Origin of the sequence: Nocardia sp. NPDC050435 (genome assembly GCF_040655395.1) — a bacterium.
Lineage (GTDB): Bacteria > Actinomycetota > Actinomycetes > Mycobacteriales > Mycobacteriaceae > Nocardia.
In genome coordinates, this window is the sequence record NZ_JBFAJW010000003.1 from 38,305 (window position 1) to 63,866 (window position 25,562).

A 25,562-nucleotide genomic window follows, 5' to 3' on the forward strand; every position below is an offset into this window, starting at 1 on the left:
AGAAAGACGCTCAGGTAATAGGCGCGTAGGGGTAGCGAGCTACTCCGCTAGGGGAATCCGGTCGCGGGCATGGCATAGCCACAGCGACACATACTGTCTCTCGCGGCCACGGTGGCCGCGAGCTGGAGCCGGTCGAGACCGAATCACGGCTCCTTGGTTTCGGATTGATCCGGTTGACCGGCTTCTTCTGAGCTGGACGCGGGTTCGCTGACCCGATGCGCCCGTTTGGAGCCCCAGCCGACGGCGGATTCGGCACGGTTGCGCTCGATCATATGCGGGTAGTGCAATTCGAACGCGGGGCGCTCCGATCTGATGCGCGGCAGCTCGTAGAAGTTGTGCCGCGGCGGCGGGCAGGTGGTCGCCCATTCCAGCGAGTTCCCGTACCCCCACGGATCGTCCACGGTCGCGACCTCGCCGTAGCGGAAGCTCTTGAAGACGTTCCAGATGAACGGGAGCATCGACGCGCCCAGCAGGAACGCGCCGATGGTGGAGATCGTGTTCAGCGTGGTGAAGCCGTCGCCGGGGAGGTAGTCGGCGTAGCGGCGCGGCATGCCCTCGTTGCCGAGCCAGTGCTGCACCAGGAAGGTGGTGTGAAAGCCCAGGAAAGTGGCCCAGAAGTGCAGTTTGCCGAGCCGTTCGTCGAGCATCCGGCCGGTCATCTTCGGGAACCAGAAGTAGATCCCGGCGAAGGTGGCGAACACGATGGTGCCGAAGAGGACGTAGTGGAAGTGCGCGACCACGAAGTACGAGTCGGTGACGTGGAAGTCCAGCGGCGGCGAGGCCAGGATGACGCCCGACAGCCCGCCGAACAGGAACGTGACCAGGAACCCGAGCGCGAACAACATGGGTGATTCGAAGGTGAGCTGCCCGCGCCACATGGTGCAGATCCAGTTGAAGAATTTCACGCCGGTGGGCACCGCGATCAAGAAGGTCATCATCGAGAAGAACGGCAGCAGAACGGCTCCCGTCGCGTACATGTGATGCGCCCATACCGCCACCGAGAGCCCGCCGATGGCCAGTGTGGCGTAAACCAGTGTGCTGTAACCGAACAGCGGTTTGCGGCTGAACACCGGGAAGATCTCGGTGACGATGCCGAAGAACGGCAACGCCACGATATAGACCTCCGGGTGGCCGAAGAACCAGAACAGGTGCTGCCACAGCAGGATTCCACCGGTCGCCGGATCGTAGATGTGCGCGCCCAGGTGCCGGTCGGCGAACAACCCCATCAGCGCCGCGGTGAGGATCGGAAAAGCGAGCAGCACAAGCACACTCGTCACCAGGATGTTCCAGGTGAAGATCGGCATCCGGAACATGGTCATGCCGGGCGCGCGCAGGCAGATCACCGTGGTGATCATGTTGACGCCGCCGAGGATGGTGCCGACGCCGGAGACCACCAGGCCCATGATCCACAGGTCTCCGCCGACGCCGGGCGCGTGCTGGATGTCGCTGAGCGGGGTGTACCCGGTCCAGCCGAAGTCGGCCGGGCCGCCGGGGGTGAGGAAGCCGGCGGTGGCCATGGTCGCGCCGAAGAGATACAGCCAGTAGCTGAAGGCGTTCAGGCGCGGGAAGGCGACATCGGGCGCGCCGATCTGCAGCGGCAGCACCGCGTTCGCGAAGCCGAACAGGATCGGGGTCGCATAGAACAGCAGCATGATCGTGCCGTGCATGGTGAACAGCTGGTTGAACTGCTCGGTGGACAGGAATTGCATACCGGGACGGGCTAATTCGGCACGCATCAGCAGCGCCATCAAGCCGCCGAGGAAGAAGAAGCTCATCGCGGTGGTCAGGTACATGACCCCGAGCACCTTGGGATCGGTGGTGGTGATCATCTTCCACAGGTACGAGCCCTTCGGCCCGATCCGTCGCGGGTACGGCCGGACGGCTCGCAGTTGCGTCAGTGTCATGGCTACGCTTCGCTCGTTCACGGTGGTCGCCACCTTCCCTGCCGCCGACCAGCCTTGACGGGGATTATGCGCCTTATCGATCACCGACATGCCGTATTGCTCCGAACACAGGGGATTACCGGGCGACCAGCGCTGGCCGGGCGCGGCAGATCTCCGACCGTGGTGTGATGTGGCGAATCGGCCCGGCTCGTAGCGTGGGATTCGCGTCGAGCGAACGGCGCGCCGCGGCGACAGGTGGGGACCGAGAGTGAAGACATGGATCCGGTGGGTGGTGATCAACGGCGTGCCCGCCCTCGCGCTACGACGGCAGGCCCGGCGCGGAAATCCGCTGGCCCAGTTCCTGACCGACCCGGCCGCGCGGGAGAATCCGTACCCGTTCGGGGCGCGGATCCGGGCCCGCGGCCGGTTGCTCTCGGTGCCCAAGGCCTACGTCTCGGCCGATCACGAGATCTGCCGGACCATCCTGCGACACAAAGATTTCGGGGTCACCACCCCGGACGGCATCGACGTGCCCGCGCCGTTCCAGCGGCTGATCCGGGCGACCGATCTGAAGGTGGCCAGCCCGGTGGAACCGCCGGCCATGCTGATGGTCGACCCGCCCGAGCACACCCGCTACCGCAAGCTCGTCGCCCAGGCGTTCACCCCGCGCGCGGTCGCGCGCTTGCGCGAGCGCATCGGCGAGGTCACCGGAGAACTGCTCGACGAGCTGGCAACACGGGAAAAGCCGGATCTGATCAATGATTTCGCGCTGCTGCTGCCGATCGCGATCATCTCCGAGATTCTCGGCATCCCGGCCGAGAAACGCGACGACCTGCTCGCGGCCGGCCACGCCGGGTCGCCGCTGCTCGATATCGGCATCTCCTGGCCGGCATTCCGCGACGCGACCGCGGCGCTGCGGGAGGCGCAGGACTACCTGATCGAGCACATCGCGGCACTGCGCGCCGACCCGGGCGACAACATCCTCAGCGAGCTGGCCACCGGCGGACAGCTCACCGACACCGAATTGCTGTACAGCGCGGCGCTTATCGCGGGCGCGGGCTTCGAGACGACGGTGAATCTGATCGGCAACGGGGTGATGGCACTGGACCGGCACCCCGAGCAACTGGCGCTGCTGCGCGCCGAGCCCGCCCGCTGGCCCGCGGCGGTCGAGGAGATTCTGCGCTACGACAGCCCCGTGCAGATGACGGCGCGAACGGCCTTGCGCGACATCGAGATCAACGGCGTGCGGATCGCCAAGGGGGAGATGGTGGCGCTGCTGCTGGGCGCGGCCAACCGCGATCCCCGCGTGTTCGACCGTCCCGACGCCTTCGATGTCACCCGGGCGAACGCCCGCGAGCACCTGTCGTTCAGCAGCGGCGTGCACGCCTGTCTCGGGGCCAGCCTGGCCCGGATGGAAGGGGTGATCGCGCTGCAGGCGCTCTACGAGCGGTTCCCGGATCTGCGCGTCGACGGCACGCCGCGACACCGCGGTTTATTGAATCTTCGCGGATACCAGGCGATTCCGGTCACCACGGGCGCGGTGGCCCGGGCCGCGGCGAGCTAGGCCGAGGCGACCCGCGACCGTTCGATCAGCGCCGCGCCCAGCTTTCGGGCGCGGCGCGCGGCCTGCCGATCACCCTCGGCGGCCGAGACGATCGAGCCCTTCATGAGCAGATGCCAGGAGCGGGCGAAATCGTCCGGATCGGCGAAACCGGCTTCCTCGGCGCGGCCGCGCACCAGGTCACGGATGGTGGCCAGGTGGCCGATGCTGGCCCGGCCGGTGCTGTGCTCGGCGCCCATTTCCAGCAGCACGTTGATGAACGTGCAGGTCTCGAACCCGTCGGTGGTGAACCACTCGTCGAAGACGTCGAAGATGGCCAGCAACCGCTGTTCGGCGTTGCCGCCGCGCAGCTGGGACTGGCGCTGCAGGAAGCCGAAGGTCCACAACTTCTCGCGGCGCTCCAGCACGGCCAGCACCAAGTCGTCCTTGGTCCGGAAGTGCCGGTAGAGCGTGGCTTTGGCGATCCCGGCGCGAGCGATGACCTCGTCGACGCCGACATCACGAATGCCGCGCCGCGTGAACAGTTCGTAGGCCGAGGACAGGATCCGTTCGCGGGCACCGACGACGTGGTCTTCGCTCGCAGCCATGAGACCAGCCTAAACCGCGGCGAACCGCCGCGGTTCGGGCCGTCCGATCAATGCCGCCGCGCTTCGGCGCGCTCGCGGGCCGCTTCGGCCTTCTCCCGGGCGGCTTCGGCGAGGTGCGCACCGCGTTCGCGCGCGGTCGCGGCGAGCTCGGGGCCGCGTTCGCGCGCGGTGTCGGCGAGCTCCGCGCTGTGTTTCTGTGCGGCCTCGGCCAATTCGGCGCTGCGCTGCCGGGCCAGCTCGGCCAGCTCCGCCGCGCGCTCGCGGGCGATCTCGGCGAAGACGGCGCCGCGCTTCTTGGCGATCTCCGCCCATTCGCCGCCGTGCTCCTTGGCGTACTCGGCCCAGTCGGCGCCGTGCTCCTTGGCGGTCGCGGCCAGCTCGGGCGCGCGGTGCCGGGCCACGTCGGCGAGTTCGGCGCCGCGATGCTGCGCCGTCTCGGCGAGCTCGGACCCCTTCGCCGCGGCGACACCGCCGAGCTTCTGCGCCCGCACCGCGGCGTCGTGCGCCCGCTCCCGCAGCACCTCGCCGGTCTGCGAATCGGAGGAACCGCTGAACGGCAGCGCCGCCGCGGCCGCGGCCGCGGCCTTACGGCCACGCCAGCCCAGTGACGGCTTGCCCGCAGTGTCGGCGGCGGCGATCATCAGGCCGCCCAGCAGGCTGACGTCCTTGAGGAAGGCGGCGCGCTTGGCGGCCTTGCGGTCCGGATCTTCCTCGTCCCAGAAGTTCTGCTCGGTGACCGTGGCCGGGACCACGGTGGCGGCAAGCACCAGCGACGCCAGGCGCGGCGCCTTGCCCAGGGCCAGCAGGACACCCGCCGAGACCTGGGCGAACGCGTTGGCACGCACGAGCGTGCCCGGGTCGGCCGGAAGTTTCGCCGAGTATTTGTCCGGCAGCGAACGTTCACCGCGCTGTACGAGCGTGGCGGCCGTCTTCGCCCGGGGCTCCGGATGGATCAGCGTGTCTACTCCGTCGACGATGAACGTAGTCGCGAGTAGTGGTCGGGCAAGTCGGCGCAGCAACATAACGGGCAACCCTTTCCTCGGTGGCTTAGTGGTCGGGTTCCCGCGCATTCTCCCGCCAAACACCAAGATCAACTAGCGTCGACACGGCTTCTACCTGGGCCGACTCCGAAGCCGCCGGTAACCGGGCGAGAAAATCGTTGATTGTGGTGGTCACCGCGACCGGATCTTCCAGCATCGGCAGGTGCCCGCAGTCCTCGAGCACCACGCTGGTGTGCGGGTGCAGGGTGGCCGCGTCCAGGGCCGCTCCGGCGGCCGCGGACAGGATCCGGTTCTGCGCGCCCCAGATGGTGCAGATCGGCGCGAAGCCCGGGCCGGGGGTGAAGGCGTCGAGCGCGCGGAACGCCGGGAAATCCTGGACCAGCCGGTCCAGCGCGCCCAGCCGGCCGGTGTCGCCCCACGGGCCCTTCAGCACGGTCGAGTCCTGCAACTTCGCGGCACGGCCGCGCGCGCCGAGCTGATTGGCCACGATCAGCCCGGCGACCGCGTCGGGCAGCGCCAGCCGCTGTGCCAGCGGCGCCAGCGGCAACTTGGCCGACAGCCAGGCCAGCGGTGCCTGTTTGCCCCGGTAGACGGTGTTCCAGGTGAGCGGGTTGACCAGCACCAGGGCCCGCGGCATGCGGGTGGGATGGGTGATGGCGTAGCTCAGCGAGATCGCGCTGCCGAGGCAGTTGCCGACCAGCACCGCGTCGGTGAGGCGGTGCGCGGTGAGAAAGGCGTCCAGCATCCGCACGTAGTCGACCAGCCGATACCCGGTGGCGGGCCGCTGGGATTCACCGTATCCGGGCAGGTCGAGCGCGAAAACCTCGTGCGCGCGCCGCAGTTCGGCGAACTGGCCGTCCCAGATGCGGCGCGAGGCCCCGGCATTGTGCAGCAGCACGATCGGTGGACCGTCCCCGGCGTGGTCGTAGACCACGGTGCGTCCGTGGTGCGCGAAAGTGGCCACATCGCCTCCTTGCGATCGGGAGGCCAGTGCGCCCCGCCCTGTAGTCCACGGTAAACCGATCCGGGGTCCGGCGACCCGGGTATCGCGACGCCCGGTCAGGCGCCTGCCCGCAGGAAGCGCCCGGTGCGCTCCCGGCCGAGCACGTTCGCCGCGGCGCCGCCGCCGAAGACGTACCGGCCGTTGATCAGCACCGCGCTGACGAGGGCGTCGTTGCGGTTGACCATGCGGGACAGATTGTCGTACTCGGGGATGGGCGCTTCCGCGTATCCTTCCACCGCGTCCTCGAGCCGGGCGGGATCCAGCACCACCAGATCGGCGCGGTCACCGAGCCGCAGGTGCCCGGCGTCCAGGCCGTACCAGTCGGCGAGCTCGCCGGTGAGGCGGTGCACGGCGCGCTCCATGCTCAGGAACGGGGCCCCCGCCCGCTCGGCCCGGTGCACCCGGCCCAGCAGCCGCAGGCCGAAGTTGTAGAAGGCCATATTGCGCAGATGGGCCCCGGCGTCGGAGAAGCCCAGTTGCACACCGGGATCGGCCGCGAAGCGGTCCAGCACCGCCGGACGGTGATTCGAGATGGTGGTGTGCCAGCGCACTTTCGCGCCGTGCTCGACCACGAGATCCAGGAAGGCGTCCACCGGGTGCAGGCCGCCGCGGTCCAGCCCGACCTGGCCGAAGGTCTTGCCCAGCACCTCCGGGTCCGGGCACTCGACGATCTCGGCGTCGAAGAAGTCGCGATGCCAGACCCGCGGGCCGAACTTCTTGTCGTAGTCCTTGCGGAATCGGCGGCGATAAGCCTCGTCCCGCAGCAGTTCCCGGCGCGCGTCGAGCTGGTCGGCCAGGTGCAGCGCGGCCGCGCCGGAACCGAATTCCTCGAATACCGGCAGGTCGATGCCGTCGGAGTAGACCTCGAACGGCACCGGCAGGTGCTGCCAGCGGAAGTCGCCGCCCAGGCCGTTGATCACCTTCGCGATCAGCGGAAAGATCTGCGCCACCGCCGGAATGGCCTTGATGTCGGCGGCCGAGAGCAAGCTCACCTTGAGCGGGCGACGGAACCAGCCGAGGCTGCTCGCGGCCATCGCGACCAGACTCTGCGGCTTGGCCACGTCGGGCCCGCCCTGCAGGGCGCGGCCGCGCCGCCGCAGGATCGCGTTGAGCCGGCGCCGTTCCCGGGTGGTCGCGAACGTGGACGGCAGTGTGCGGGAGCGGCACAGCTCGCCGTCCACCTTGTCGAACATCAGCTGCTGGGAGGACATGCCGAGGAACCCGGCGTCCAGCGCCTCGGTGAGCTTGTCCGCCATGGCCGCCAATTCCGTTGCGGTGGGCCGGACATCGGCGCGGGTGGCGCGATCCAGACCCAGCTGCGCGGCCCGGATATCGGAGTGGCCGATGAACGCCGCCAGATTCGGCCCCAGCGGCAGCGCCTCCAGCGCGCGGACGTAATCGGCCGCGCTGGACCAGGTCTTGGCCGCGCCGACCGCCTCGATCACGTGCTTGCGCGGGATCGCCTCCACCCGCCCGAACAGGTCGCCGGCCGCGGTGGCGTCGACGTGCACCGTGGACAGCGAGCAGGAGCCGAGGAACACGGTGGTGATGCCGTGGCGCACCGACTCGGCCAGGGCCGGGCTGGTCAGCACCTCCACGTCGTAGTGGGTGTGGATGTCGATCATGCCGGGCAGCACCCACTTACCGGCGGCGTCGAGGACCTCGGGGCAGTCCCGCTCGTCGAGCGGCTCGGGCGAGACCGCGGCGATCCGGCCGTCCCGGATGCCCAGGTGGCGTACGGCGGCGGGCGCGCCGGTTCCGTCGAACCAGCGGCCGCCCTTGACGATGGTGTCGTACATGGCTTCTCACACTTCGAGACCGCTGCGCACGACCTTGCCGGTGGCGTTGCGGGGCAGCGGGGTGGTGGTGAACCGCCAGCGGGCGGGCACCTTGTAGTACGCGAGCCGTTCGCCGACGAACGCGCTCAGTTCCTGTTCGGTTGCGGCGTCGAGGTTTTCGACGACCACCAGCGCCGCGACCTGCTGTCCGAGGTCGTCGTCGGGCACACCGAGCACGGCGCTCTCGCGCACCGCGGGATGCTCGTCCAGGGCCTGTTCGACCTCGGTCGGGTAGACGTTCTCCCCGCCGCGCAGGATGAGATCCGAACGGCGGCCCGACAATCGGAGCCGGCCCTGTTCGAGCACGCCGATGTCGCCGGTGCGCAGCCAGCGGTCCGGGGTGATGGCGGCCGCGGTGGCCCGCTCGTCGTTCCAGTAGCCGAGCATCACGTACTGGCTGCGCACGCAGATCTCGCCCTCGACGCCCTCGGCGACGGGTTCGCCCGCGGCATCCCGGATCTCCAGGCTCACCCCGATGACGGGCCGGCCCACGGTGTCCGGGAAGGCGGCCAGTTCCTGCGGCGCGGCGATCGTCGCGGCGGTCGAGCATTCGGTCATGCCGTAGCTGGTGACCAGGGCGGTCCGGGCCACCGGCAGCTCCCGGCGCAGCTTGTGCTGTAACGCCGCCGAGGACGGCGCGGAGTTCAGCGAGAACGCGGCCAGGGTGGACAGGTCGTAGTTCGCGAGATCGACTTCCAGCAGGCGGGTGGCCATGGTCGGCATGGCGCCCCAGTTGGTGACGCGCTCGGCCTCGATCAGGCGCAGCACCCGGTCGGCGTCGAAGGCGCCCTCGTAGATCACGCAGGTGTCGCCGGTGACCAGGCGCGGCAGCACCAGGTTGTGCAGGCTCGCGATGTGGAACAGCGGCGAGGTGATCAGGAACCGGCGGCCCTTGGGGGAGCCGTCGTCCACGCCACCGGCGAAACCCGCCGCCATGGCGTCGTTGAAGCGGTGATAGTCGATGACCGACAACAGGTTTCGCTGCGAGTGCACCGCGCCCTTGGGGCGCCCGCTGGTGCCGCTGGTGTAGAGGATGACCGCCGGGTCGTCCTCGTCCACCGGCACCTGCGGCGCGGCCGCGTTCCCGGCGAACTCGGCGATCAGGCCGGGCAGGTCCGCGGACATGGTCAGCACCGGGACGCCGTGGTCCAGCCCGGCCAGCCGTTCGGCCCGCTTGGCGTCGACGATCAGCACCGCGGGCGTGGTGTGCTCGAGCCCGTAGGCGATCTCCCGGGGGGTCCACCAGGCGTTGTAGCCGACGGCGATGGCGCCGAGCAGCTGGGTCGCCCAGAAGGACACCACCCACTCGATGGTGTTCGCGGCCAGGATGCCGACCCGGTCGCCCTGGCCGACGCCGTAGCGTTCGCGCAGCGCCCAGGCCAGCGCGACGGCTTCGGCATGGTGCTCGGCATAACTCATCCGGCGCTGGGCGGTGACCAGGTACTCGCGATCACCCAGGGCCGCGGACGCGGCGAGCACCTCGGCCAGCGACTTCCCGCGGTGCTTGAGCACCGGGATCTTCGCGCCGAGCACGTCCTCGACGGTGATTTCGAACGGGCCCCCGGGGCCGGTCAGGCGTCCGGCGACCTGCGCCGCCAGCGCTTGCAGGTCAACAGATTCGGTCATGAAACTTTCCTCGTAACTAGGGGACCAGCACGGCGCGGCCGCGAATCCGGCCCTGGTCCAGCAGATCCAGTGCCGCGCGGCCGTCGGCCAGGTCGAAACGCTCGACTTCGACGCGGATCCGGCCGGACCGCGCCAGCGCGACGGAGTTGATCAGATCGGATTTGGTGCCGCCGTAGGACTTTCGGACCGAGGCGCCCCACGGCCAGCCGGGTCCGCCGGCCGGTCCGGCGGTGAGTTCCGGTGCGCCGCCGCCGAGCCCGATCATCCGGTAGGCGCCGTTGGGCGCCACCGCTTCGACGGCCAGCGTGGCGGTCCGGTCGATACCGACGAAATCGAATACGGCATCGGCGCCTCGACCGTCGGTACGGTCCAGAATCGCCTTCGCCGTGCCGGTTTCGCACAGCAGCCCCTCGGCAGCGCCGCAGCGCGCGGCCAGCTCCAGCTTCTCCGCGGTGACGTCGACGGCGATCACCCGGGTGGCCGTGGTCGCCGCGAGGATCTGCACGGCCACGTGCCCCAGGCCGCCCACGCCGATCACGACGGCCGTCGACCCTGGCCGCAGCCGGTCGCGTGCGCCCTCGATCGCGTGATAGCTGGACAGCGCGGCGTCGGCCAGCGGCGCGGCCTGCAGGAAATCCAGGTCGCCGATCGGCACGAACGAACTCGCCGGAATCCGGATGTATTCGGCCATCCCGCCGTCCGGGCCCAGCCCCGGGCACGGCGGCATCGCCACCCGGCCCGCGGCCAGGCAGACGTTCTCGTTGCCGCTCACGCATTCCCGGCAGCTGCCGCAGGACCAGCACAGGTAGACCAGCCCGCGCTCGCCGACCGTGCGCCCCTCGACCTCGGCCCCGACCGCCTCGATGCTGCCGGCGATCTCGTGGCCGAGGGTGAGCGGGTCCGCGCGCAACTGGAAGGGCAGATGCAGCACGTGCAGGTCGGAATGGCAGATACCGGCCGCGCCGACCTTCAGCAGCAGATCCGTGCGCCCGATCTCGGGGACCGGTACTTCGCGCAGCTCCAGCGTGCCCGGCCCGGTCAGTTGCAGGGCTCTCATCCGCGCACCGCCGCGTACGCCGCGCGCAGATACGCGTCCGCGCGCGCCGAGCCGATGATGCCCGGCTCCATCTTGTTCATGGTGTAGGCGAAGGTCATGCGCCGGTCCAGGTCGTTGACGACGATCGAGCCGCCGTAGCCCGACCACCAGCAGACCCGGCCCTCCGGCACCTCGGGCGCGGTCTGCCGCTGCGGCAGCCCGTAGCCGATGCCGAAGCGCAGCGGCACCAGCAGTGCCTGGTCGACGCCGTCGGACTGCTGCTCGAAGATCAGATCGATGGTCTTGCCGGACAGGAACTCCCGGCCCGCCAGGCTGCCGCCGGCGGAGATCAGCGATTGCAGCCGCGCGACCGAGCGCGCGTTGCCGTGCCCGTTCACCGCGCCGATCTCGGCCTCCTGCCAGCCCGGGGTAGCGGTCATCGCGACATCCAGCAGGGGGCTGGCCAGCGTTTTGAACAGGATGCTGTCCTGATCCAGCAGCGACATGTCGAAATCCGGTGCGGGCGGCGGGATCAGCGGCGCGATCCGGTCGCGGTGCGCCGGGCCGGTTCCGATGTGGAAGTCCGCGCCGAGCGGCCCGGCCAGTTCCTCGGCGAAGAAGGCGCCGAGCGTGCGACCGGTGATGCGCCGCACCACGGCGCCGATGAGGTGCCCGTAGTTCAGGCAGTGGTAGGCCGAGGCGGTGCCCGGTTCCCACCACGGCGGCTGCGCGGCCAAGCGCGCGGCCGCGGCCTCGGCGTCGTAGAGGTCGGGCACCTCGATCGGCGGCTGCCACCCCGAGACCCCCGAGGTGTGCCCGAGCAGGTGCCGAATCTCGATGTCGCCCTTGCCGTTCGCGCCGAACTCGGGCCAGTAGTGTGCCACCTTCTGGTAGACGTCCAGTTCGCCGCGTTCGACCAGCAGCAGCGCGGACAGCGCCGTCATCGTCTTGGTGATCGAGAAGACGTTGACGAGGGTGCCGGACTCCCAGGGCCGGGTGCGTTCCTGGTCGAGGTGCCCGCCCCACAGGTCGACGACGGGCTCGCCGTCGAGCACCACGGCGACGGACGCGCCCAGCTCCGCGCCGGAGGCCAGCTGATTCGCCAATTCCGCGCGCAGGCCGCCGAATTGCTCGGTGCAACTGCCCGCGACGGTGGCGGTGGTCGATGTCATGGGCTACTCCGTCGTTTCCAGGACGCGGGCGGGGACCGGCAGGGTGTTGCCCGCCGCGGCGGCGCGCTTGGCGCCTCGCTTCATCTCCTTGACCATGTCCCGCACGTAGGGCTCGAACTCGATCTGGATGGTGTGCCGCGGCGAGTTGTAGTAGCGCTCACGCTTCGTGCGCTCGTCGGCCGCGACGGCGGCGCGCATCTCCGCCGGGTCGGGCGGCAGGTACCGGCCGGTGAGATAGGCCGCGACCAGCTTGCTCTGCTGTTCGGCGAAGTTCACCAGCGTCGGAAGTGGTTGTGCCAGGCCGAGATAGAACAGGTTGTCCACGCCGGGCTTCATCATCTGCTTGAACAGCGGCAGGCGATTGTCGCCGTCGGGCACCAGCTCCGGGTCGGTGAAGAACGGGAAGCTGATGTGATAGCCGGTGGCACAGACGATCACGTCCACCTCCTCGGTGCTGCCGTCGGCGAAGCGCACACGCGGACCCTCCAGCGCGGTGATCGCCGGTTTGAACGAGATGTCGCCGCAGCCGGCGCGGTGCAGGAATTCCTCGCTGGCCGAGGGGTGCGCCTCGAACGGCTTGTGGTCGGGCTTGGGCAGACCGTAGAACTCCATGTCGCCGCGGAACTTTCGCACGAACCGCTGCTTTAGTTTCAGGCCGACCTTCCGGGGGATCCAGGCGGGCACGCTCGCCTTGTCGCCGACCGCGCCGTGCACGTACTTGGGCAGCACCCAGACCCCGCGCCGCGCCGAGACGGTGAGCTTCGCGGCGAGGAAGCGCTGCGAGAGCTCCGAGGCGATGTCGAGGCCGGAGTTGCCCATCCCGACCACGACGATCCTCTTGCCGCGCATGTCGACCGGGTCGAAGGGGTCGTTGTAGGCGTGGCTGTGCAGCAGCACGCCGTCGAATTCGCCGGGGTAGTCCGGGATCCGGGGGTCCCAGTGATGTCCGTTGCAGACGATCAGGGCGTCGTAGCCGCGGGTGCGCCCGTCGCTGGTGGTGATCAGCCACGCGCCGTCGTCCTGCCGCTCGGCGGCGGTCACCTTGGTGTCGAAGTGGATCTTCGGACGCAGGCCGAAGTGGTCGACGTAGTTCTTGAAGTACTCGAACAGTTGCGAGTGGTGCGGGAAATCCGGCCAGTCCGCGGGCACTGGATAGTCCTCGAAAGCCAAGCGCCACTTGGAGGTATCGATGTGCAGGCTCTGGTAGCAGGCCGACATCCCGTTCGGGTTCTTGAAATACCAGTTGCCGCCGACCTCGTCGGAGGCCTCGAAGCAGTCGAACGGAATGCCGTGCTCCTGCAGGCGTTTCGCCGCGGTGATCCCGGAGGGGCCGGCGCCGATGACGCACACCCGGGGGAGGTTCTGTGAAGTCAAAACGTGATCCTCATCTGAAAGCCGCCGTCACCGGTAGCCCTGGGCTCCGGAGTGACGTAGGCAACAACGTAACACTGGGTAGACGCACTGTCTAGTGAATGACATGATGTCCAGTGTGGTGAAGCCGAGCCTGCGCGACGAGCAGAAATCCCTGACCAGAGCCAAATTGATCGAGGGCGCGAAAGTCCTGTTCAGCACCCAGGGTTACGCGTCGGTCCGGGTCGACGACATCGCCGCCGCGGTCGGCTGCAGCCGCGCCACGTTCTATCTGCACTTCGCGAGCAAGCTGGAGGTCTTGCGCGCCGTCGCCGAGCAGAGCACCGCGCCCAGCGCGCTGCACTTCTACGAGGATCTGGACCGGGTGCTCGACACCGGCTCGCGCGCGGAGTTCACCGGCTGGATGACGCGCGCCATCGAGTGGTTCCAGGAGTACAAGGACCTGCTGCCCGCCTGGGACGAGGCGACCGCGCTGGAGCCGGAATTCCGGGAGATCGCCAAGCAGGGGATTCTGGCGCTGCCCAACGCCATGACCTCGTATCTGGCGCGCTGGCCCGCCGATCGCAAGGACGAGGCCCGGCTGCGGGTGGAACTGCTTGTGGCCCAATTGGAACGGTTCTTCACCCGCTGGGCCATGCAGGGCACCATCGATGTCACCGCGGCGCAGGCGGCGGAGGTGCTCAGTGATATCTGGTTCCCTGCGTTACAGGCACCGCGTTAGCGGGGAATTGGCAGGACCTCCGGAACACCGCCGTCCGGCGTCTTGGTGAGGGTGGTGAAGAGGCCGTCGATCGGGTTCGAGAGTTCGACGGCAACCGGAAACGACAGCCGTGGCGCCGTGCCGCAATCCGGGTGGCAACTGCTGCGCGATTCCATGCCGCGACCGAACGCGGTCGCTTCGGTCCAGCCGTCCCAGGTGATCCGGTCGATGATCATGTTGCGATCGGCGCAGGTGAGCACGATGTCGGCGGGCCGGATCTGCGGTCGGCTCAGGCAGTTCACCACCCGGACGGCCGGCGGTGGCACCGGCGTGGGCGCCTGTGAGGCCGGGTGGTGGCTCTCGCCGCCCTCGGGCCGCCCGGCCAGCTCGGCCGACCGGCCGACGTCGAGCCGGTCGCGCTGACAGGCGGTCAGCGCCGGGATCGCGAGGGCGGTGCAGAGTGTGACGACGACGAGTCTGCGCATGGGCTCCTCCTGCGGTCTGCGGGTCGAGCTGAATGTAACTCAGAGTTTGCTAAACCTGGGGACGTGCGCGTCGGCAAACCTTCGGGCACCGCTGCGATTGCTCGATTTGGCAACGCGGTGCAAATCTGTCGGTACGGTGCGGCATCATCTGTGCACGCAGCCTTTAATGACGAACCGCCCTCAGATACGAAACCGCTCGGAGTGCACCATGCCGTCCCCCAAGACCAAGCCCAAGCCATTGTCGGACACGGAGATTGAGCAGATCGCCACGGACATCGCGGGCGGTCGGCCACCGATGGTGTGGTTCACCGCTGCCGCGGTGGGCGTGCCGGAGGGCCGGTCCGGGAAAGTCGTGGCGCTAGGCGACCCGGCCGACGGAGATTTCCTGCAGGTCCGGCCGACCGGGTCGAAAGATGTACTGTCCTTCTCTCCCACCGAAGTGACGTTGACCAAGCCGCCGCGCAATCCCGAGAAGGCGGCGGCCAGCTCGAGAACTGCTCAGCCGAAGTCGACAACCAGGAAGGAATCCCCAGTGACCCAGCCGTCGACCATGACGAGCGTCGCGAACCAGCCCGCCCCCGTCCCCGCCCCCGCGGCGGAGCCGGTGAAACCGATTGCCGCGCAGCCCGAGCCGAGCGAGGCGGGCGGCGAGGCCAAGGGCGCGGCGAAGCCGGCGGCCAAGCCGGTGAAGTCGACCGCGGTGCGCAAGGCCAAGGCTCCCGAGGTCACCGTGACGCTGAACGGCACCTCCGACGGCGAATGGACCGTCGAGGTGATCAACGGCAAGAAGCGCACGGTGCGCGGCCTGCCGGTGCAGAGTTCCGCGGTGGCCCAGGCCGCCAAGATCCTGCACCCCGAGGTCGCCGAGGTGGTCGCGGGCATTCTGGACGCGGCCCGGCAGGTGCAGGAGCAGAAGGTGGCCGTGCTGCAGGCCGAACTCGAGCAGGCCCGGCGGCTGCTCGACGAACTCGCCGACTGAGCCGGTGGTCTAGACGGCGGTACTCGTTGTCCGGTCGGCCGGGCGCCAACTGCGGCGTCCGGCCTCGGCCGGCGGCGGTGTCGCGGGCGCGGCGGCACTGCGGCGGGTGTGCGGCTGCGTCTTCCAGGTGCTGGCCGGTGGGTTGCCGTGGCGCACATCGTCGTGGAAGGCGTACCCGAGCGAGTACTCCTTGGCGTGGTACATCGCCGAGTCGGCTTCCCGGATCAGGTCGTAGATGCTGGCGTCGGAGGTGCGTGGCCCGGTGCAGGCCAATCCGACGCTGGTGGTGATCGGCACCTCGCCCGCGCTCAGCTCGAAGGGGCGCACGAACGCGCCCAGCAGGCGCTCGGCCAGCATGGCGGCCTCCTGCCGGCCCAGCGGCGCGAGCACCACGAACTCGTCGCCGCCGTAGCGGGCGACCACGTCGTCGCGGCGCACCACGCGCCGGATCCGGGAGGCGGCGTTGGCGATCAACTCGTCGCCGACCGCGTGGCCGTAACTGTCGTTGACGCCCTTGAACCCGTCCAGGTCGATGAACAACAGGCACAGCGGTTGCCCGGCCCAGTGCTCGCTGTTGCGATTGAGGGCGCGCAGCAGGGCCGAGCGGTTCAGCAGTCCGGTGAGCAGGTCGTGATCGGCCTGGTACTGCGCGCGCCGTTCGCTGCGCTGGCTGCGCTGGATCGCGCGTTCGCTGCGCACCAGGACGCCGATCAGCAGCAGCGCGAACAGGGACGAGACGACGATCCGATCGAAGGCTCCCAGGCTGGAACCGACCACCGGCACCAGCGAGGCCACGATCAACGCGACCGCGATGAAACTGGCGCGCTGCCGGGAATGGTGGGGATGGATGCGGCGCTGCCCGCCGATGGCCGTCATGGTCGGATGCAGGGCGGCGAATCCGACGGTCGCGTACCCCACCAGCAACGGCGTGACCAGCACCTCGTGCCCGATGGCGGCGGTGCCGACGGTATCCAGGCTGTAGCCCAGATCGCCGAGCAGCACGGCGAACAACGCCAGGTGCAGTAACCGCAGGGACGTTTCCGAGCGGGTGGAGGTCGCCACCGAGTGCGCGACCAGGGTGAGCAGCAGCGCGTCCAGCACCGGATAGACCGCGGCGGCGACGGTATTCAGGGTGGTCGCGCCCACCTGGAGAATCGGCGAGATCAGGAACGTCCAGGAGGCCAGTAGAGCGCCGAGGCCGATCAGGGTGGAATCGAGCAGCAGATCGTAGTTGCCGCGGACCTGACGGGGACGCAGCCACAGCGTCGCGGCCACACCGATCCCGAAATAGCCCGCCAGGGTGAAGATGTCGTCGAAGGGGCTGGCGCCGTTCGCGGTGAACTCGCGCAGCGCGGTGCCCAGGGCCGACAGCAGGGCCGAGACCGAGATCAGATACCAGGGCAGCGGTTGCGCGGGCCGGTGCCGGCGCAGGCCGACGGCGATCATGAACTGCGCGCCGCCCACCACGACCAGCATGCTCACCAGTGCCAGCGCCGCGGACTCGACGAACAGCGGGACCGCGATCAGCGCGGCCGTGCCCAGTGCGCACAGCGCGCACCACGGCATGGCGAAGGGGAACGGTACGCTCGTCGGCTGCTCTTCGCTGACTGTCATCAGCCCCCCTTGGTCGCTCCATCCTCGGTGAACAGCGCGGTGTAGTAAGTTTGTGAATCCTCCACCGCGACTTCGACGTTCGCCTCCTGATCGAGCATCGCCCGCATGCGGTCGATGAGCGATCGCTGAGTGTTGTTGTACGAGCAGATGTCCCAACCGACCGCTGCGCGCTCGGTCACCAAAACCTGGACAGCTGATTTGATCATGGCATGAAAAGCGGCCCCTTGTCGCGCACTTGGGGTCACGAGAGTGAAACCCACATAGTAAATCGCGTTTCGGGCCGCGTGTTCAGGAAATCGTGCGGCGAAATAGTCCGGACTGATCCACGGCACTGTCACCAGATGGTTGGTCAGCGTCGTGATACCTATCGGTTCACCGGTATCGGTGCGCGCCACATGTTTCTGGATCCGGGGGTCGAGCATCTCGGCCCGGAATTCCTCGGGATGCAGTACATGGCGGGCAATGGCCCGGGTGCGCATCGGTCCGAAGGAGTCCTCGTAGAGTTTGTGGAACTGCTGGATCCGATCCTCGGTCATCGAGGTTTCTATGGTGACGTGCGGTAATTGCGCTCCACCCATCTCAGTTCCAGGGGGTGGTGTGGTATGCGGCCAGGACCAGTGCGCAGGCCGGATCGCCGGTGCTCTCGGTCTGGGTGATCGTCAACTGGACGGGCCCGAAACTCTCGGGACGATTGGCCGTCATATCGTGCAGACTGGTCCGGATCAAATGCTCGACCTCCTCGGCGGTCTCCGCCTCGTGTTCCACGAAAAGCCCTGCGCCGGAATCGTCATCGCGCAGTACCCAGCCGATGCCTGCGGCCGCGGACTCCCCGGCCTCGGACGCATGTTGCACCGCATACACACAATAGAGCCGATCACCCCAGGCGATCGGCTTTCGGACCCGGTCACCGCGCTCCAGTACGGCGCGTGGCGGAATCACCGAGGACAACCGGATCAAATTCGCATCACCGACTCCCAGTTCCCGCAGTGCCGCATCGAAGGCAGACATGGCCGTCGGCCCGACCCCGGTCGCGGCGCCGATCTCGATCGTCAGTGGGGCCCCGTGTTCGGTCGGCGCGCCGGCGTGCATCGCGCGAATCCGGCCGAGGGGCGGGCGTAGTCGTCGATCGATCCACTGCAGCCCGAGTAAGCCGCTGCGTGGGGTTGTGTGAATCATAGTGCCCTCCCGCGGAACCAGCCGACCTATTTTGCAGGTCGTTTTTGCGTCAAAATGACTCTGCGGTACGCGCCGCGATCGCGCACGGGGAGTCGGAGAATCCAATGGTTACCCGGCGTGTCGCTTGGATAGACCCCGATGTCGTTGCTGCCGTGGGGTTTTCGTGTGGGATAGATCACTCTCTGGATCAGGTGTTCGAACGGCCGGGCCGGATTAAGCAACTGACCAGGTTTATCTGCGAATGTGGTCTTGCGGCGCGGCGCGGGCGCGCACAGTAGAGGGCAGCCGACAATGTCCGGCGAACCGCCAGTCGCAGGACCTGCTCGACGCCGGGTTTCACCGCCAGGAGGGACGACGCTGTGCCGCTTGCCGATTCATCCGTGTCCGTGGCCGCCGCGAACGGGCAGCTGCTAGCCGCGGATCAGCTGCGCTTGGACGCGGCACCCATCGACTACGTCGTGGTCGCCCTGTACTTCGTCTTCGTCCTGGGGATCGGCCTGCTGGCCCGCTCCCGGGTCTCGTCGAGCATCGACTTCTTCCTGTCCGGGCGATCGCTGCCCGCCTGGGTGACCGGCCTGGCCTTCATCTCCGCCAACCTGGGCGCCGTGGAGATCATGGGCATGTCGGCCAACGGCGCCCAGTACGGGTTCCCGACGTTCCACTACTTCTGGATCGGCGCGGTACCGGCCATGCTGTTCCTCGGCGTGGTGATGATGCCGTTCTACTACGGCTCCAAGGTGCGCAGCGTGCCCGAGTTCATGCGGCGGCGCTTCGGTACCGGCGCGCACCTGGTGAACGCGCTGAGCTTCGCGATCGCGCAGGTGCTGATCGCGGGCGTGAACCTGTACCTGCTCGGCTCCATCGTCAACGTGCTGCTCGGCTGGCCGCTGTGGGTCTCGGTGATCGTGGCCGCGGTGATCGTGCTGTCCTACATCACCCTCGGCGGGCTCTCGGCCGCGATCTACAACGAGGTGTTGCAGTTCTTCGTGATCGTCGCGGCGCTGCTGCCGCTCACGCTGGTCGGCCTGCACCGGGTCGGCGGCTGGGACGGGCTGAAGGACAAGGTGACCGACTCGCCCGGCGGCGCCGCCCAGCTGAGCTCGTGGCCGGGCAACGAGCTCAGCGGATTCACCGACAACTTCCTGTCGGTGCTGGGCATCGTGTTCGGCCTCGGCTTCGTGCTGTCGTTCGGCTACTGGACCACCAACTTCGTCGAGGTGCAGCGCGCGCTGGCCACGCACTCGATCTCCGCGGCGCGCCGCACGCCCATCATCGGCGCCTACCCGAAGATGTTCATCCCGCTGATCGTGGTGATCCCCGGCATGATCAGCGCGGTGCTGGTGCCGCAGATGGCGGAGTTCAAGGCCGCCAAGGCTGCGGACCCGGACTACAGCGGGGACGTCAAATACAACGACGCGCTGCTGTATCTGATGAAAGAGGTGCTGCCCAACGGGCTCCTGGGCGTCGGCCTGGCGGGGTTGCTGGCCGCGTTCATGGCGGGCATGGCCGCCAATATCTCCGCGTTCAACACCGTGTTCAGCTTCGACCTGTGGCAGCAGTACGTGGTCAAGGAGAAGCCCGACGGCTACTACCTGACCGTCGGCCGCCTCGCCACCGTCGGCGCCACCGTCGCCGCGATCTTCACCGCGATGATCGCCGGCAACTTCAGCAACATCATGGACTACCTGCAGACGCTGTTCAGCTTCTTCAATGCCCCGCTGTTCGCGACGTTCATCCTCGGCATGTTCTGGAAGCGGATGACGCCCACCGCCGGCTGGATGGGCCTGGTTTTCGGAACCCTGTCCGCGGTCGCGGTGTTCCTGATGCACGAGAACGGGGTGTTCACGCTGTCCGGGCAGGGCGCCAGCTTCGTCGCCGCGGGCGTCGCCTTCGTCGTCGACATCGTGGTCAGCGTGGTCGTCACCATGGTGACCCAGCCGAAGCCCGCCAGTGAGCTGGTCGGGCTGGTCTACTCCGAGACGCCGGAGGAGATGCGCACCGATCCCGAGCAGGACACGCTGCCCTGGTACCAGCGCCCCGTCCTGCTCGCGGGCATCGCGCTGGTGCTGGTCATCCTCCTCAACGTGCTCGCCGGATAAAGGAGCCTCGCAATGCTTTTCGACATCCGCACCATCGTCGGCGCGCTGCTGGCCATCTACGGCGTCATCCTGGTCGTCACCGGTTTGGTCGCCGACACGGCCGCCGAGAAGGCCAAGACCGGTGACTGGAACATCAACCTCTGGGCGGGGATCGGCATGCTCGTCGTCGGGGTGCTGTTCATCGCCTGGGCCGTGCTGCGTCCGGTCGTTCCCGACCAGGTGCAGGCGGCAGCCGACGACGATCCTCTCGACAAGCAGTAGTCCGCAGACGAAAGCCCCGCTCGGAGCGGGGCTTTCGCGTATACGGATCAGGTAGTGCCGCGCACGCGCCGGGTCAGGCCGACCACCACGTCGACGACCAGGAACGCCACCAGGCTCCAGCCGAGCAGCGGCGCGAACCAGCCCACGGCGATCGCGCCGAGCAGCAGCGGAGCCGCGAGCCAGGGCGAGGTCTTGCGCAGCACGCCGCGGCGCGGCGGCCGCCCGACGGCGAACCGCCCGGCACCGCGGGTGGGCCGGCGCTGCCACCACATGCGGTAGCCGTAGCCGATCACGAAGATCAGGCCGAGCATCGCGGCGAGCAGCAGCAATTGGTTCGGCAGGCCGAAGAGCAGACCCATGTGGAAGGCGATGCCCCAGTTGGTCAGCTTGGCCATCAGCGGCCAGTCGGCGTAGGGCAGCCGGTCGGTGATCTGACCGGTGCCGCCGTCCACGGCGACCGCGTCGACCGTGTAGGTGCCGGGCAGACGCCGCTCCTTCACGGTGAACGCCTGGCCGGGCTTGGCCGGGATGCCGATCTCCGCGCCCTGGGTGATGCCCGCGGCGCGGGCCACGGCATACGCGCGATCGAGCTGAGCGATCCGCTCCTGCGGGTTCTCCGGCTTCGGGGCCTCGTGACCGGCGTGCTGGTGGTCACCGCCGGAAGCCGGTGCGGGCGCGGCGGATCCGGGCAACGCCGTGCTCACCGCCGGGGTCACCCAGCTCAGCTGCTCGCGCAGGGCGGTGACGTTCGCGCCGGCGTAGGTGGACCAGGTCATGCCGGTCGCCGACAGCAGCAGCAACAGCGGCAGCACCCACAGGCCGACCGCGCCGTGCCAGTTCATCGTGGCGGCGCGACCGGTCTTGGAACGATCCGGCGCCAGCAGCCAGCCCGCCGAGTTGCGCCCGCGTCGGGCGCGCACCCGCCGCCACCACAGCACCAGGCCCGCGAGCGCGATCACCCACAGCCAGGACGCCGCGAGTTCGGCGTAGAGCCGCCCGGGTTCACCCAGGTGCAGGCTGCGGTGCAACTGGTCGATCCAGGTGCGGAGCGGCAGCGCGCCCGAACTGCCGTAGACGACGGATTCCCCGACCGGCTGCGCGGTGTACGGATCGACGAACACCGCGCGCCGCTCGGACTCGCCCAGAGTCGGGTCGTTGAAGAGCACCCGGGTGGTGTCGCGGGCGCCGGGCGCGGGGGAGACCGCGACGAGGGACAGATCCGGCAGGGTCCGCACGGCTGCGCCGACCTGTTCGGACAGCGGCTTGACCGGGCCGCTCGGCTCGACCTGCAACAGGTCGCGGGCGGTGAGGTTCTCCAGGGTCGGGGAGATCGCGTAGAGCGCGCCGGTGACGGCGGCGATCAGGATGAAGGGCGCGACGAACACGCCCGCGTAGAAATGCAGTCGCATCGCCAAGGCTTGCAAGCCATTGCGGGACGTGGGTCTGGGCGGGGCGGTGGGGGCAGGCTCGGGCGGGTTCGCCGATGGGTCGGCGGGGAGGGTTTCCGTTGTGCTCATTGTCTTTTCGCTTCGTCAGGTGGGGACACCCGGGCGCCCCCGTGGCAGGGGGCGCCTGTGTACGGCCGCGCGTTGTCGGCGCGGGGGCTGCCCAGGCGGTGTGCGTCTCCGGTCGCGGTTGGTGGTGCGGTCCGCTGGTGTGGCGGTGCGCATCGGTCGCGGTTGGTGGTGCGGTCCGCCTGTGTCGCGGTGCGTCACCGGTTGCCGTCGGCCGCACCGCACCGCCTTTGTCGCGGTGCTCACCGGTTGCGGTCGACGGTCCGAGACCGCATGCGCACTTGGCGGTGCGTGTCGCCGGTCGCGGCCGGCGAGTACGGACCGCTGGAATGCTTTGCGGTGCGTGTCGCTGGTCGTGACTGGTGGTGTGGAACCGCTGGTGTGCCACCACTGGTCGCGGTTGGCGGGTGCGTTACCGCTGTGCTTTGCGGTGTGCGTCGCTGGCCGTGACTAGCGGTGTGGACCGCTGGTGCGCCACCACTGGTCGCGGTTGGCGGGTGCGTTACCGCTGTGCTCTGCGGTGTGCGCCGCTGGCCGTGACTAGCGGTGTGGACCGCTGGTGCGCCACCACTGGTCGCGGCTGGCGAGTGCGATACCGCTGTGCTTTGCGGTGTGCGTCGCCGGTCGCACCTGGTGGTGTGGAACCGCTGGCGTACTGCCACTGGTCGCGGCAGGCGGGCACGCCTCCGACGTTGTGCATCGCAGATTGCAGCTGGTGATGCGCTGGCGCCGGTGTGCATTGCCGCTTGCGGCCGGCGGGTGCGTTGTCACGGGTGTGTGGCGTGCATCGCTGGCTGCGACTGCGGTGCGGAACCGCTGGTGTGCCACCACTGGTCGTGACCGTTGGTGCACCCACCACGGAACGTGGCTGGCTGTGCCGGACCTCGATGTGCTTGGTGGTGCGCATCATTGGTCGTCACTGGCGGTGCGAATCACCGGCCGTGATCTCGTGATGCGTAGTCACCAGGCGGACGGTGGCGCGGACGGAGAGGAATCGCCGGGCAGGGCTCGGGTGTGGGGGAAGTCAGAGGCGGGCGGTGAGCGGCGGGCCCCGGGTTCGCAGGGTTTCGGCCGCGAGGACGCGCAGGATGACGCGGTCGCGATGGGTGGTGCGGAGCGGGGCGGGTTCCGGGATCGCGGGTGCGCGGACGAGCGCCGGCAGCACCCGGGACAGCACCGCGGTGCCGATCCGGTAGGTCGCTTCCGCACCGCGGATGACGAACGCGGCCAGGACGGCGGCGGCGACGTGCGCGGTGAGCATGGCCGGAGTCAGCTGGGCATCTCCGTGCTGCATGTGCCCCGAGCTGACGCCCATCGTGCAGTGCCCGAGCAGCTGACCCGCGACCAGCGCGGCGATCAATCCGCCGGAGGTGTCACGCAGGGGAGCGATGCCCGCTACGAGCGCGCCGATCACGGCCGACGCGGCGGCGAGCAGCATCAGCGTGCTGCCCTCCGGAGCCATACCGCCCGAAGCCCAGCCGTGCGCGGCGATCGAGACGGTCCCCGAAATCGATCCGGCCGCCGCGCCGCGCACCCGCGCGACGGCGTCGCGGGACCCCGCGACGGTACGGCCGAACTCGATTTTCACCCGCTGATGATAACGGACCACGCCTGGCCGAAATCCCGTCCGGACGAAACCGCGAAACCTGCATAACCCACGAGTTTCCGGCCGGAAATAGTTCGGCCGGCCTTGCCCCGCGCGCTGCCCGTCCGATCGGACTCGAAGCTGCGGAATCGAGCGCGAACCCCAGTTCTCCGCACCGTCACCGTCGGAATGTTTCAGGTCGCAGTGTGACTCGGCCTATCTGGCGCAGCGCTGCCGCAGCCGGTGCCTGCTGTCGTCCCACTCTGAGCGACAACCCTGAACCAACGTCGAGGGTTGTCGCTCAGAGTGGGACGCACTAAGTGCCGGGCCCCGCAGACGCGACAGCGCCCGCGCTCGAACGAGCACGGGCGCTGTGGCAGCGGAAGATCAGGCTTCGACTTCCATTTCGATCAGCGGCTTGCGCAGCAGCTTGCCGGTCGCGTTGCGCGGCAGCTCGTCGAGGAAGATCACCTCGCGCGGCACCTTGTACCGGGCCAGGTTGGCCTTGACGTAATCCTTGATCTCCTGCGGGTCCCGCTTGGACTCGGGGCTGGGCACCACGACCGCGCGCAGGCGCTTGCCGTATTCGCGGTCGTCCACGCCGACCACCGCGGCCTCGAAGATGTCCTCGCGGCCCGCGATCAGGTTCTCCACCTCGAGCGGGAAGACGTTCTCACCGCCGGAGACGATCATGTCGTCGTCGCGGCCGTCGATGTAGAGCAGGCCGTCGGCGTCGAAGTGGCCCACATCCCCACTCGACATCAGGGTGCCGACCATCTCCTTGTTGCGGCCGTCGGTGTAGCCGGAGAAGGCGAAACCGTTGTCCACGAAGATGGTGCCGGTGACGTTCGGCGCGGTGATCGGCTTGCGGTTCTCGTCCAGCAGCGCGATGCGGATGCCGACCGGCGGCTTGCCCGCCGTGGTCGGGGACTTGCGCAGCTCGGCCGGGTTGGCGACGGTCATGACCGCGCACTCGGTGGAGCCGTAGAGGTTGTAGAGGGAGTCGCCGAAGTAGTCCAGGCTGCGGGTGACCACGTCGGGCGCGATGGCGGACCCGGCCGCGAAGATCACCTTGATGCTGCTCGGGTCGTACTTGGCCAGCACGTCCTCGGGCAGATCGAGGATGCGCTGCAGCATCGTCGGCACCACGATCAGCGAATCCGCCCGGTGCTTCTGGATATTGGCCAGCGTGCCCTCGGGATCGAAGCGGCGCTGCTGGAAGACGACCCGGTTGCCCAGGGCCAGCCCGAGGGTGAACTGGGACAGGCCGGTGCCGTGGAAGATCGGCGCGGCCATCAGCATGGTGCCGCCGCGCGGCAGCGGTACCCGGTCCAGGAATTGCGCGGAGGCGATCGGGCTGACGCGGTCCCGCGGCGCGCCCTTGGGGGTGCCGGTGGTGCCGCTGGTCAGGATGATCATGCCGCCCGGCTTCTCCGGCGCGGGGTAGGTCGCCGTGGACTGGCCCGCAGACACCGACTCGAGGGTGGGAATCGAGGGGTCGGCGTTGTCCTTGGCGTCCACCCAGGTGAGCACCCGCGGGATCTCGGCGGGGATGGCGCTCATCAGGTCGAAGAACTCGCTGTCGTGCAGCACCGCCTTGACCTTTTCGCGGGTGGCGACGTCGGCGAACTGCGGCTTGGCGAAACCGGTGTTCATCAGGACCGCGCGCACCCCGAGTTTGCCGGCGGCGAGCAGGCTCAGCACCATGCCGCGGTGGTCGCGCGCCAGCAGGGCGATCACGTCACCGGGCTGCAGGCCCTGCGCGGCCAGGCCGCGGGCCAGCGCGCTGGACTGCTCGTCGAGCTGGCCGTAGGTGAGCTCACCGCGCTCGTCGACGATGGCGGCGGCCTGCGGCGTGCTCTGCGCGGCGTGCATCACGACACCGGCGAACGGGCCGAACTTCAGGACGTTGATCGCGGACTTGGCGGCGTGATCGAGGCGGAGGGGATTGAAGAGCCCCCGCTTGCGCATGACGTTGACGCCGGAGGCTAGGTCGCCCACCTTGCGGGCGGTGCCGGACAGTGACATCGAGAAACAACCTTCCGCGATCCCACTCAGCGAGCCGACTCGG

Annotated in this window: 21 protein-coding genes; 5 read left to right on the forward strand and 16 right to left on the reverse strand. The window is 68.8% G+C overall.

The annotated features are described in order from the left end of the window. Window positions 1–143: 143 nt before the first annotated feature. Entirely contained in the window at window positions 144–1,904 is a 1,761-nt protein-coding gene (gene ctaD, locus AB0I43_RS08590) for a cytochrome c oxidase subunit I (protein ID WP_356976964.1), read from the reverse strand. Between the two features lie 247 nt (window positions 1,905–2,151). Between ctaD and AB0I43_RS08595 the strand changes: the two genes are divergently transcribed. After that, window positions 2,152–3,447, forward strand: coding sequence for a cytochrome P450 (locus AB0I43_RS08595; protein ID WP_356976962.1), 1,296 nt, complete (start codon window positions 2,152–2,154; stop codon window positions 3,445–3,447). Here the strand turns inward: AB0I43_RS08595 and AB0I43_RS08600 are convergent. The 8 genes from AB0I43_RS08600 to AB0I43_RS08635 form a co-directional block, all read right to left on the reverse strand. Further along, entirely contained in the window at window positions 3,444–4,031 is a 588-nt protein-coding gene (locus AB0I43_RS08600) for a helix-turn-helix domain-containing protein (RefSeq protein WP_356976960.1), read from the reverse strand. The two genes, AB0I43_RS08595 and AB0I43_RS08600, sit on opposite strands and share 4 nt — an antisense overlap. 47 nt (window positions 4,032–4,078) lie before the next feature. Beyond that, window positions 4,079–5,053 (reverse strand): DoxX family membrane protein, encoded by a 975-nt coding sequence (locus AB0I43_RS08605; RefSeq protein WP_356976958.1) that lies wholly within the window; start codon window positions 5,051–5,053, stop codon window positions 4,079–4,081. 25 nt (window positions 5,054–5,078) lie between these two features. Beyond that, window positions 5,079–5,996, reverse strand: a complete 918-nt coding sequence (locus tag AB0I43_RS08610; RefSeq protein WP_356976956.1) for an alpha/beta hydrolase — start codon at window positions 5,994–5,996, stop codon at window positions 5,079–5,081. Window positions 5,997–6,091: 95 nt separating this feature from the next. Next, window positions 6,092–7,834: an amidohydrolase family protein gene (locus AB0I43_RS08615; protein ID WP_356976954.1), complete on the reverse strand. Its 1,743-nt coding sequence runs from the start codon at window positions 7,832–7,834 to the stop codon at window positions 6,092–6,094. Window positions 7,835–7,840: 6 nt separating this feature from the next. Then, complete coding sequence (locus AB0I43_RS08620; RefSeq protein ID WP_356976953.1) at window positions 7,841–9,499, reverse strand: class I adenylate-forming enzyme family protein; 1,659 nt, start codon at window positions 9,497–9,499, stop codon at window positions 7,841–7,843. A 16-nt stretch (window positions 9,500–9,515) separates the two neighbouring features. Further along, a complete protein-coding gene (locus AB0I43_RS08625) occupies window positions 9,516–10,556 on the reverse strand; it encodes an NAD(P)-dependent alcohol dehydrogenase (protein WP_356976952.1) in 1,041 nt (346 codons plus the stop codon). After that, complete coding sequence (locus AB0I43_RS08630) at window positions 10,553–11,707, reverse strand: serine hydrolase domain-containing protein (RefSeq protein WP_356976951.1); 1,155 nt, start codon at window positions 11,705–11,707, stop codon at window positions 10,553–10,555. The genes AB0I43_RS08625 and AB0I43_RS08630 overlap by 4 nt, the downstream gene beginning before the upstream one ends. A gap of 3 nt (window positions 11,708–11,710) precedes the next feature. Next, window positions 11,711–13,081: an NAD(P)-binding domain-containing protein gene (locus AB0I43_RS08635; protein WP_356976949.1), complete on the reverse strand. Its 1,371-nt coding sequence runs from the start codon at window positions 13,079–13,081 to the stop codon at window positions 11,711–11,713. 106 nt (window positions 13,082–13,187) lie between these two features. Between AB0I43_RS08635 and AB0I43_RS08640 the strand changes: the two genes are divergently transcribed. Continuing rightward, the gene (locus tag AB0I43_RS08640) at window positions 13,188–13,799 is read left to right on the forward strand and encodes a TetR/AcrR family transcriptional regulator (RefSeq protein WP_356977034.1); all 612 of its coding nucleotides are present in this window, start codon (window positions 13,188–13,190) and stop codon (window positions 13,797–13,799) included. Here the strand turns inward: AB0I43_RS08640 and AB0I43_RS08645 are convergent. Further along, the gene (locus tag AB0I43_RS08645; RefSeq protein ID WP_356976948.1) at window positions 13,796–14,263 is read right to left on the reverse strand and encodes a hypothetical protein; all 468 of its coding nucleotides are present in this window, start codon (window positions 14,261–14,263) and stop codon (window positions 13,796–13,798) included. The genes AB0I43_RS08640 and AB0I43_RS08645 overlap by 4 nt on opposite strands. Window positions 14,264–14,795: 532 nt before the next feature. On the opposite strand from AB0I43_RS08645, the gene AB0I43_RS08650 reads away from it, so the two are divergent. Further along, window positions 14,796–15,242, forward strand: coding sequence for a DUF6319 family protein (locus tag AB0I43_RS08650; protein ID WP_356976946.1), 447 nt, complete (start codon window positions 14,796–14,798; stop codon window positions 15,240–15,242). Between the two features lie 9 nt (window positions 15,243–15,251). Here the strand turns inward: AB0I43_RS08650 and AB0I43_RS08655 are convergent, their stop codons facing one another. Genes AB0I43_RS08655 through AB0I43_RS08665 form a run of 3 tightly spaced genes read right to left on the reverse strand, consistent with a single transcriptional unit; the run spans window position 15,252 to window position 18,032 of the window. Next, window positions 15,252–16,856 carry a GGDEF domain-containing protein gene (locus tag AB0I43_RS08655; RefSeq protein ID WP_356976945.1) on the reverse strand — a complete coding sequence of 535 codons (1,605 nt, stop codon included), beginning with the start codon at window positions 16,854–16,856 and terminating at the stop codon, window positions 15,252–15,254. After that, window positions 16,856–17,392 (reverse strand): hypothetical protein, encoded by a 537-nt coding sequence (locus tag AB0I43_RS08660; RefSeq protein WP_356976944.1) that lies wholly within the window; start codon window positions 17,390–17,392, stop codon window positions 16,856–16,858. Before AB0I43_RS08660 ends, AB0I43_RS08655 begins: the two co-directional genes overlap by 1 nt. A gap of 43 nt (window positions 17,393–17,435) precedes the next feature. Continuing rightward, on the reverse strand, window positions 17,436–18,032 hold the full coding sequence (locus AB0I43_RS08665) for a pyruvoyl-dependent arginine decarboxylase (RefSeq protein WP_356976943.1): 597 nt from the start codon (window positions 18,030–18,032) through the stop codon (window positions 17,436–17,438). Between the two features lie 386 nt (window positions 18,033–18,418). On the opposite strand from AB0I43_RS08665, the gene AB0I43_RS08670 reads away from it, so the two are divergent. Beyond that, window positions 18,419–20,131, forward strand: a complete 1,713-nt coding sequence (locus tag AB0I43_RS08670; RefSeq protein ID WP_356977032.1) for a sodium:solute symporter family protein — start codon at window positions 18,419–18,421, stop codon at window positions 20,129–20,131. Between the two features lie 12 nt (window positions 20,132–20,143). Beyond that, complete coding sequence (locus AB0I43_RS08675; protein ID WP_356976942.1) at window positions 20,144–20,392, forward strand: hypothetical protein; 249 nt, start codon at window positions 20,144–20,146, stop codon at window positions 20,390–20,392. A gap of 47 nt (window positions 20,393–20,439) precedes the next feature. On the opposite strand, the gene AB0I43_RS08680 is transcribed toward AB0I43_RS08675, so the two are convergent. The 3 genes from AB0I43_RS08680 to AB0I43_RS08690 all read right to left on the reverse strand — a co-directional run bounded on the left by AB0I43_RS08680 (window position 20,440) and on the right by AB0I43_RS08690 (window position 25,519). Further along, a complete protein-coding gene (locus AB0I43_RS08680) occupies window positions 20,440–21,801 on the reverse strand; it encodes a PepSY domain-containing protein (protein ID WP_356976940.1) in 1,362 nt (453 codons plus the stop codon). 1,129 nt (window positions 21,802–22,930) lie between these two features. Beyond that, window positions 22,931–23,494, reverse strand: coding sequence for a hypothetical protein (locus AB0I43_RS08685; RefSeq protein ID WP_356976938.1), 564 nt, complete (start codon window positions 23,492–23,494; stop codon window positions 22,931–22,933). A 384-nt stretch (window positions 23,495–23,878) separates the two neighbouring features. Next, window positions 23,879–25,519, reverse strand: coding sequence for an acyl-CoA synthetase (locus AB0I43_RS08690; RefSeq protein WP_356976936.1), 1,641 nt, complete (start codon window positions 25,517–25,519; stop codon window positions 23,879–23,881). Between the last annotated feature and the right edge of the window lie 43 nt (window positions 25,520–25,562).

Coding starts and splice junctions, on each gene's coding strand:
- ctaD (WP_356976964.1), bottom strand. CDS start 1,904: ATGACACTGACGCAACTGCGAGCCGTCCGGCCGTACCCGCGACGGATC.
- AB0I43_RS08600 (WP_356976960.1), bottom strand. CDS start 4,031: ATGGCTGCGAGCGAAGACCACGTCGTCGGTGCCCGCGAACGGATCCTG.
- AB0I43_RS08605 (WP_356976958.1), bottom strand. CDS start 5,053: ATGTTGCTGCGCCGACTTGCCCGACCACTACTCGCGACTACGTTCATC.
- AB0I43_RS08615 (WP_356976954.1), bottom strand. CDS start 7,834: ATGTACGACACCATCGTCAAGGGCGGCCGCTGGTTCGACGGAACCGGC.
- AB0I43_RS08620 (WP_356976953.1), bottom strand. CDS start 9,499: ATGACCGAATCTGTTGACCTGCAAGCGCTGGCGGCGCAGGTCGCCGGA.
- AB0I43_RS08625 (WP_356976952.1), bottom strand. CDS start 10,556: ATGAGAGCCCTGCAACTGACCGGGCCGGGCACGCTGGAGCTGCGCGAA.
- AB0I43_RS08630 (WP_356976951.1), bottom strand. CDS start 11,707: ATGACATCGACCACCGCCACCGTCGCGGGCAGTTGCACCGAGCAATTC.
- AB0I43_RS08640 (WP_356977034.1), top strand. CDS start 13,188: ATGTCCAGTGTGGTGAAGCCGAGCCTGCGCGACGAGCAGAAATCCCTG.
- AB0I43_RS08645 (WP_356976948.1), bottom strand. CDS start 14,263: ATGCGCAGACTCGTCGTCGTCACACTCTGCACCGCCCTCGCGATCCCG.
- AB0I43_RS08655 (WP_356976945.1), bottom strand. CDS start 16,856: ATGACAGTCAGCGAAGAGCAGCCGACGAGCGTACCGTTCCCCTTCGCC.
- AB0I43_RS08660 (WP_356976944.1), bottom strand. CDS start 17,392: ATGACCGAGGATCGGATCCAGCAGTTCCACAAACTCTACGAGGACTCC.
- AB0I43_RS08665 (WP_356976943.1), bottom strand. CDS start 18,032: ATGATTCACACAACCCCACGCAGCGGCTTACTCGGGCTGCAGTGGATC.
- AB0I43_RS08675 (WP_356976942.1), top strand. CDS start 20,144: ATGCTTTTCGACATCCGCACCATCGTCGGCGCGCTGCTGGCCATCTAC.
- AB0I43_RS08680 (WP_356976940.1), bottom strand. CDS start 21,801: ATGCGACTGCATTTCTACGCGGGCGTGTTCGTCGCGCCCTTCATCCTG.
- AB0I43_RS08690 (WP_356976936.1), bottom strand. CDS start 25,519: ATGTCACTGTCCGGCACCGCCCGCAAGGTGGGCGACCTAGCCTCCGGC.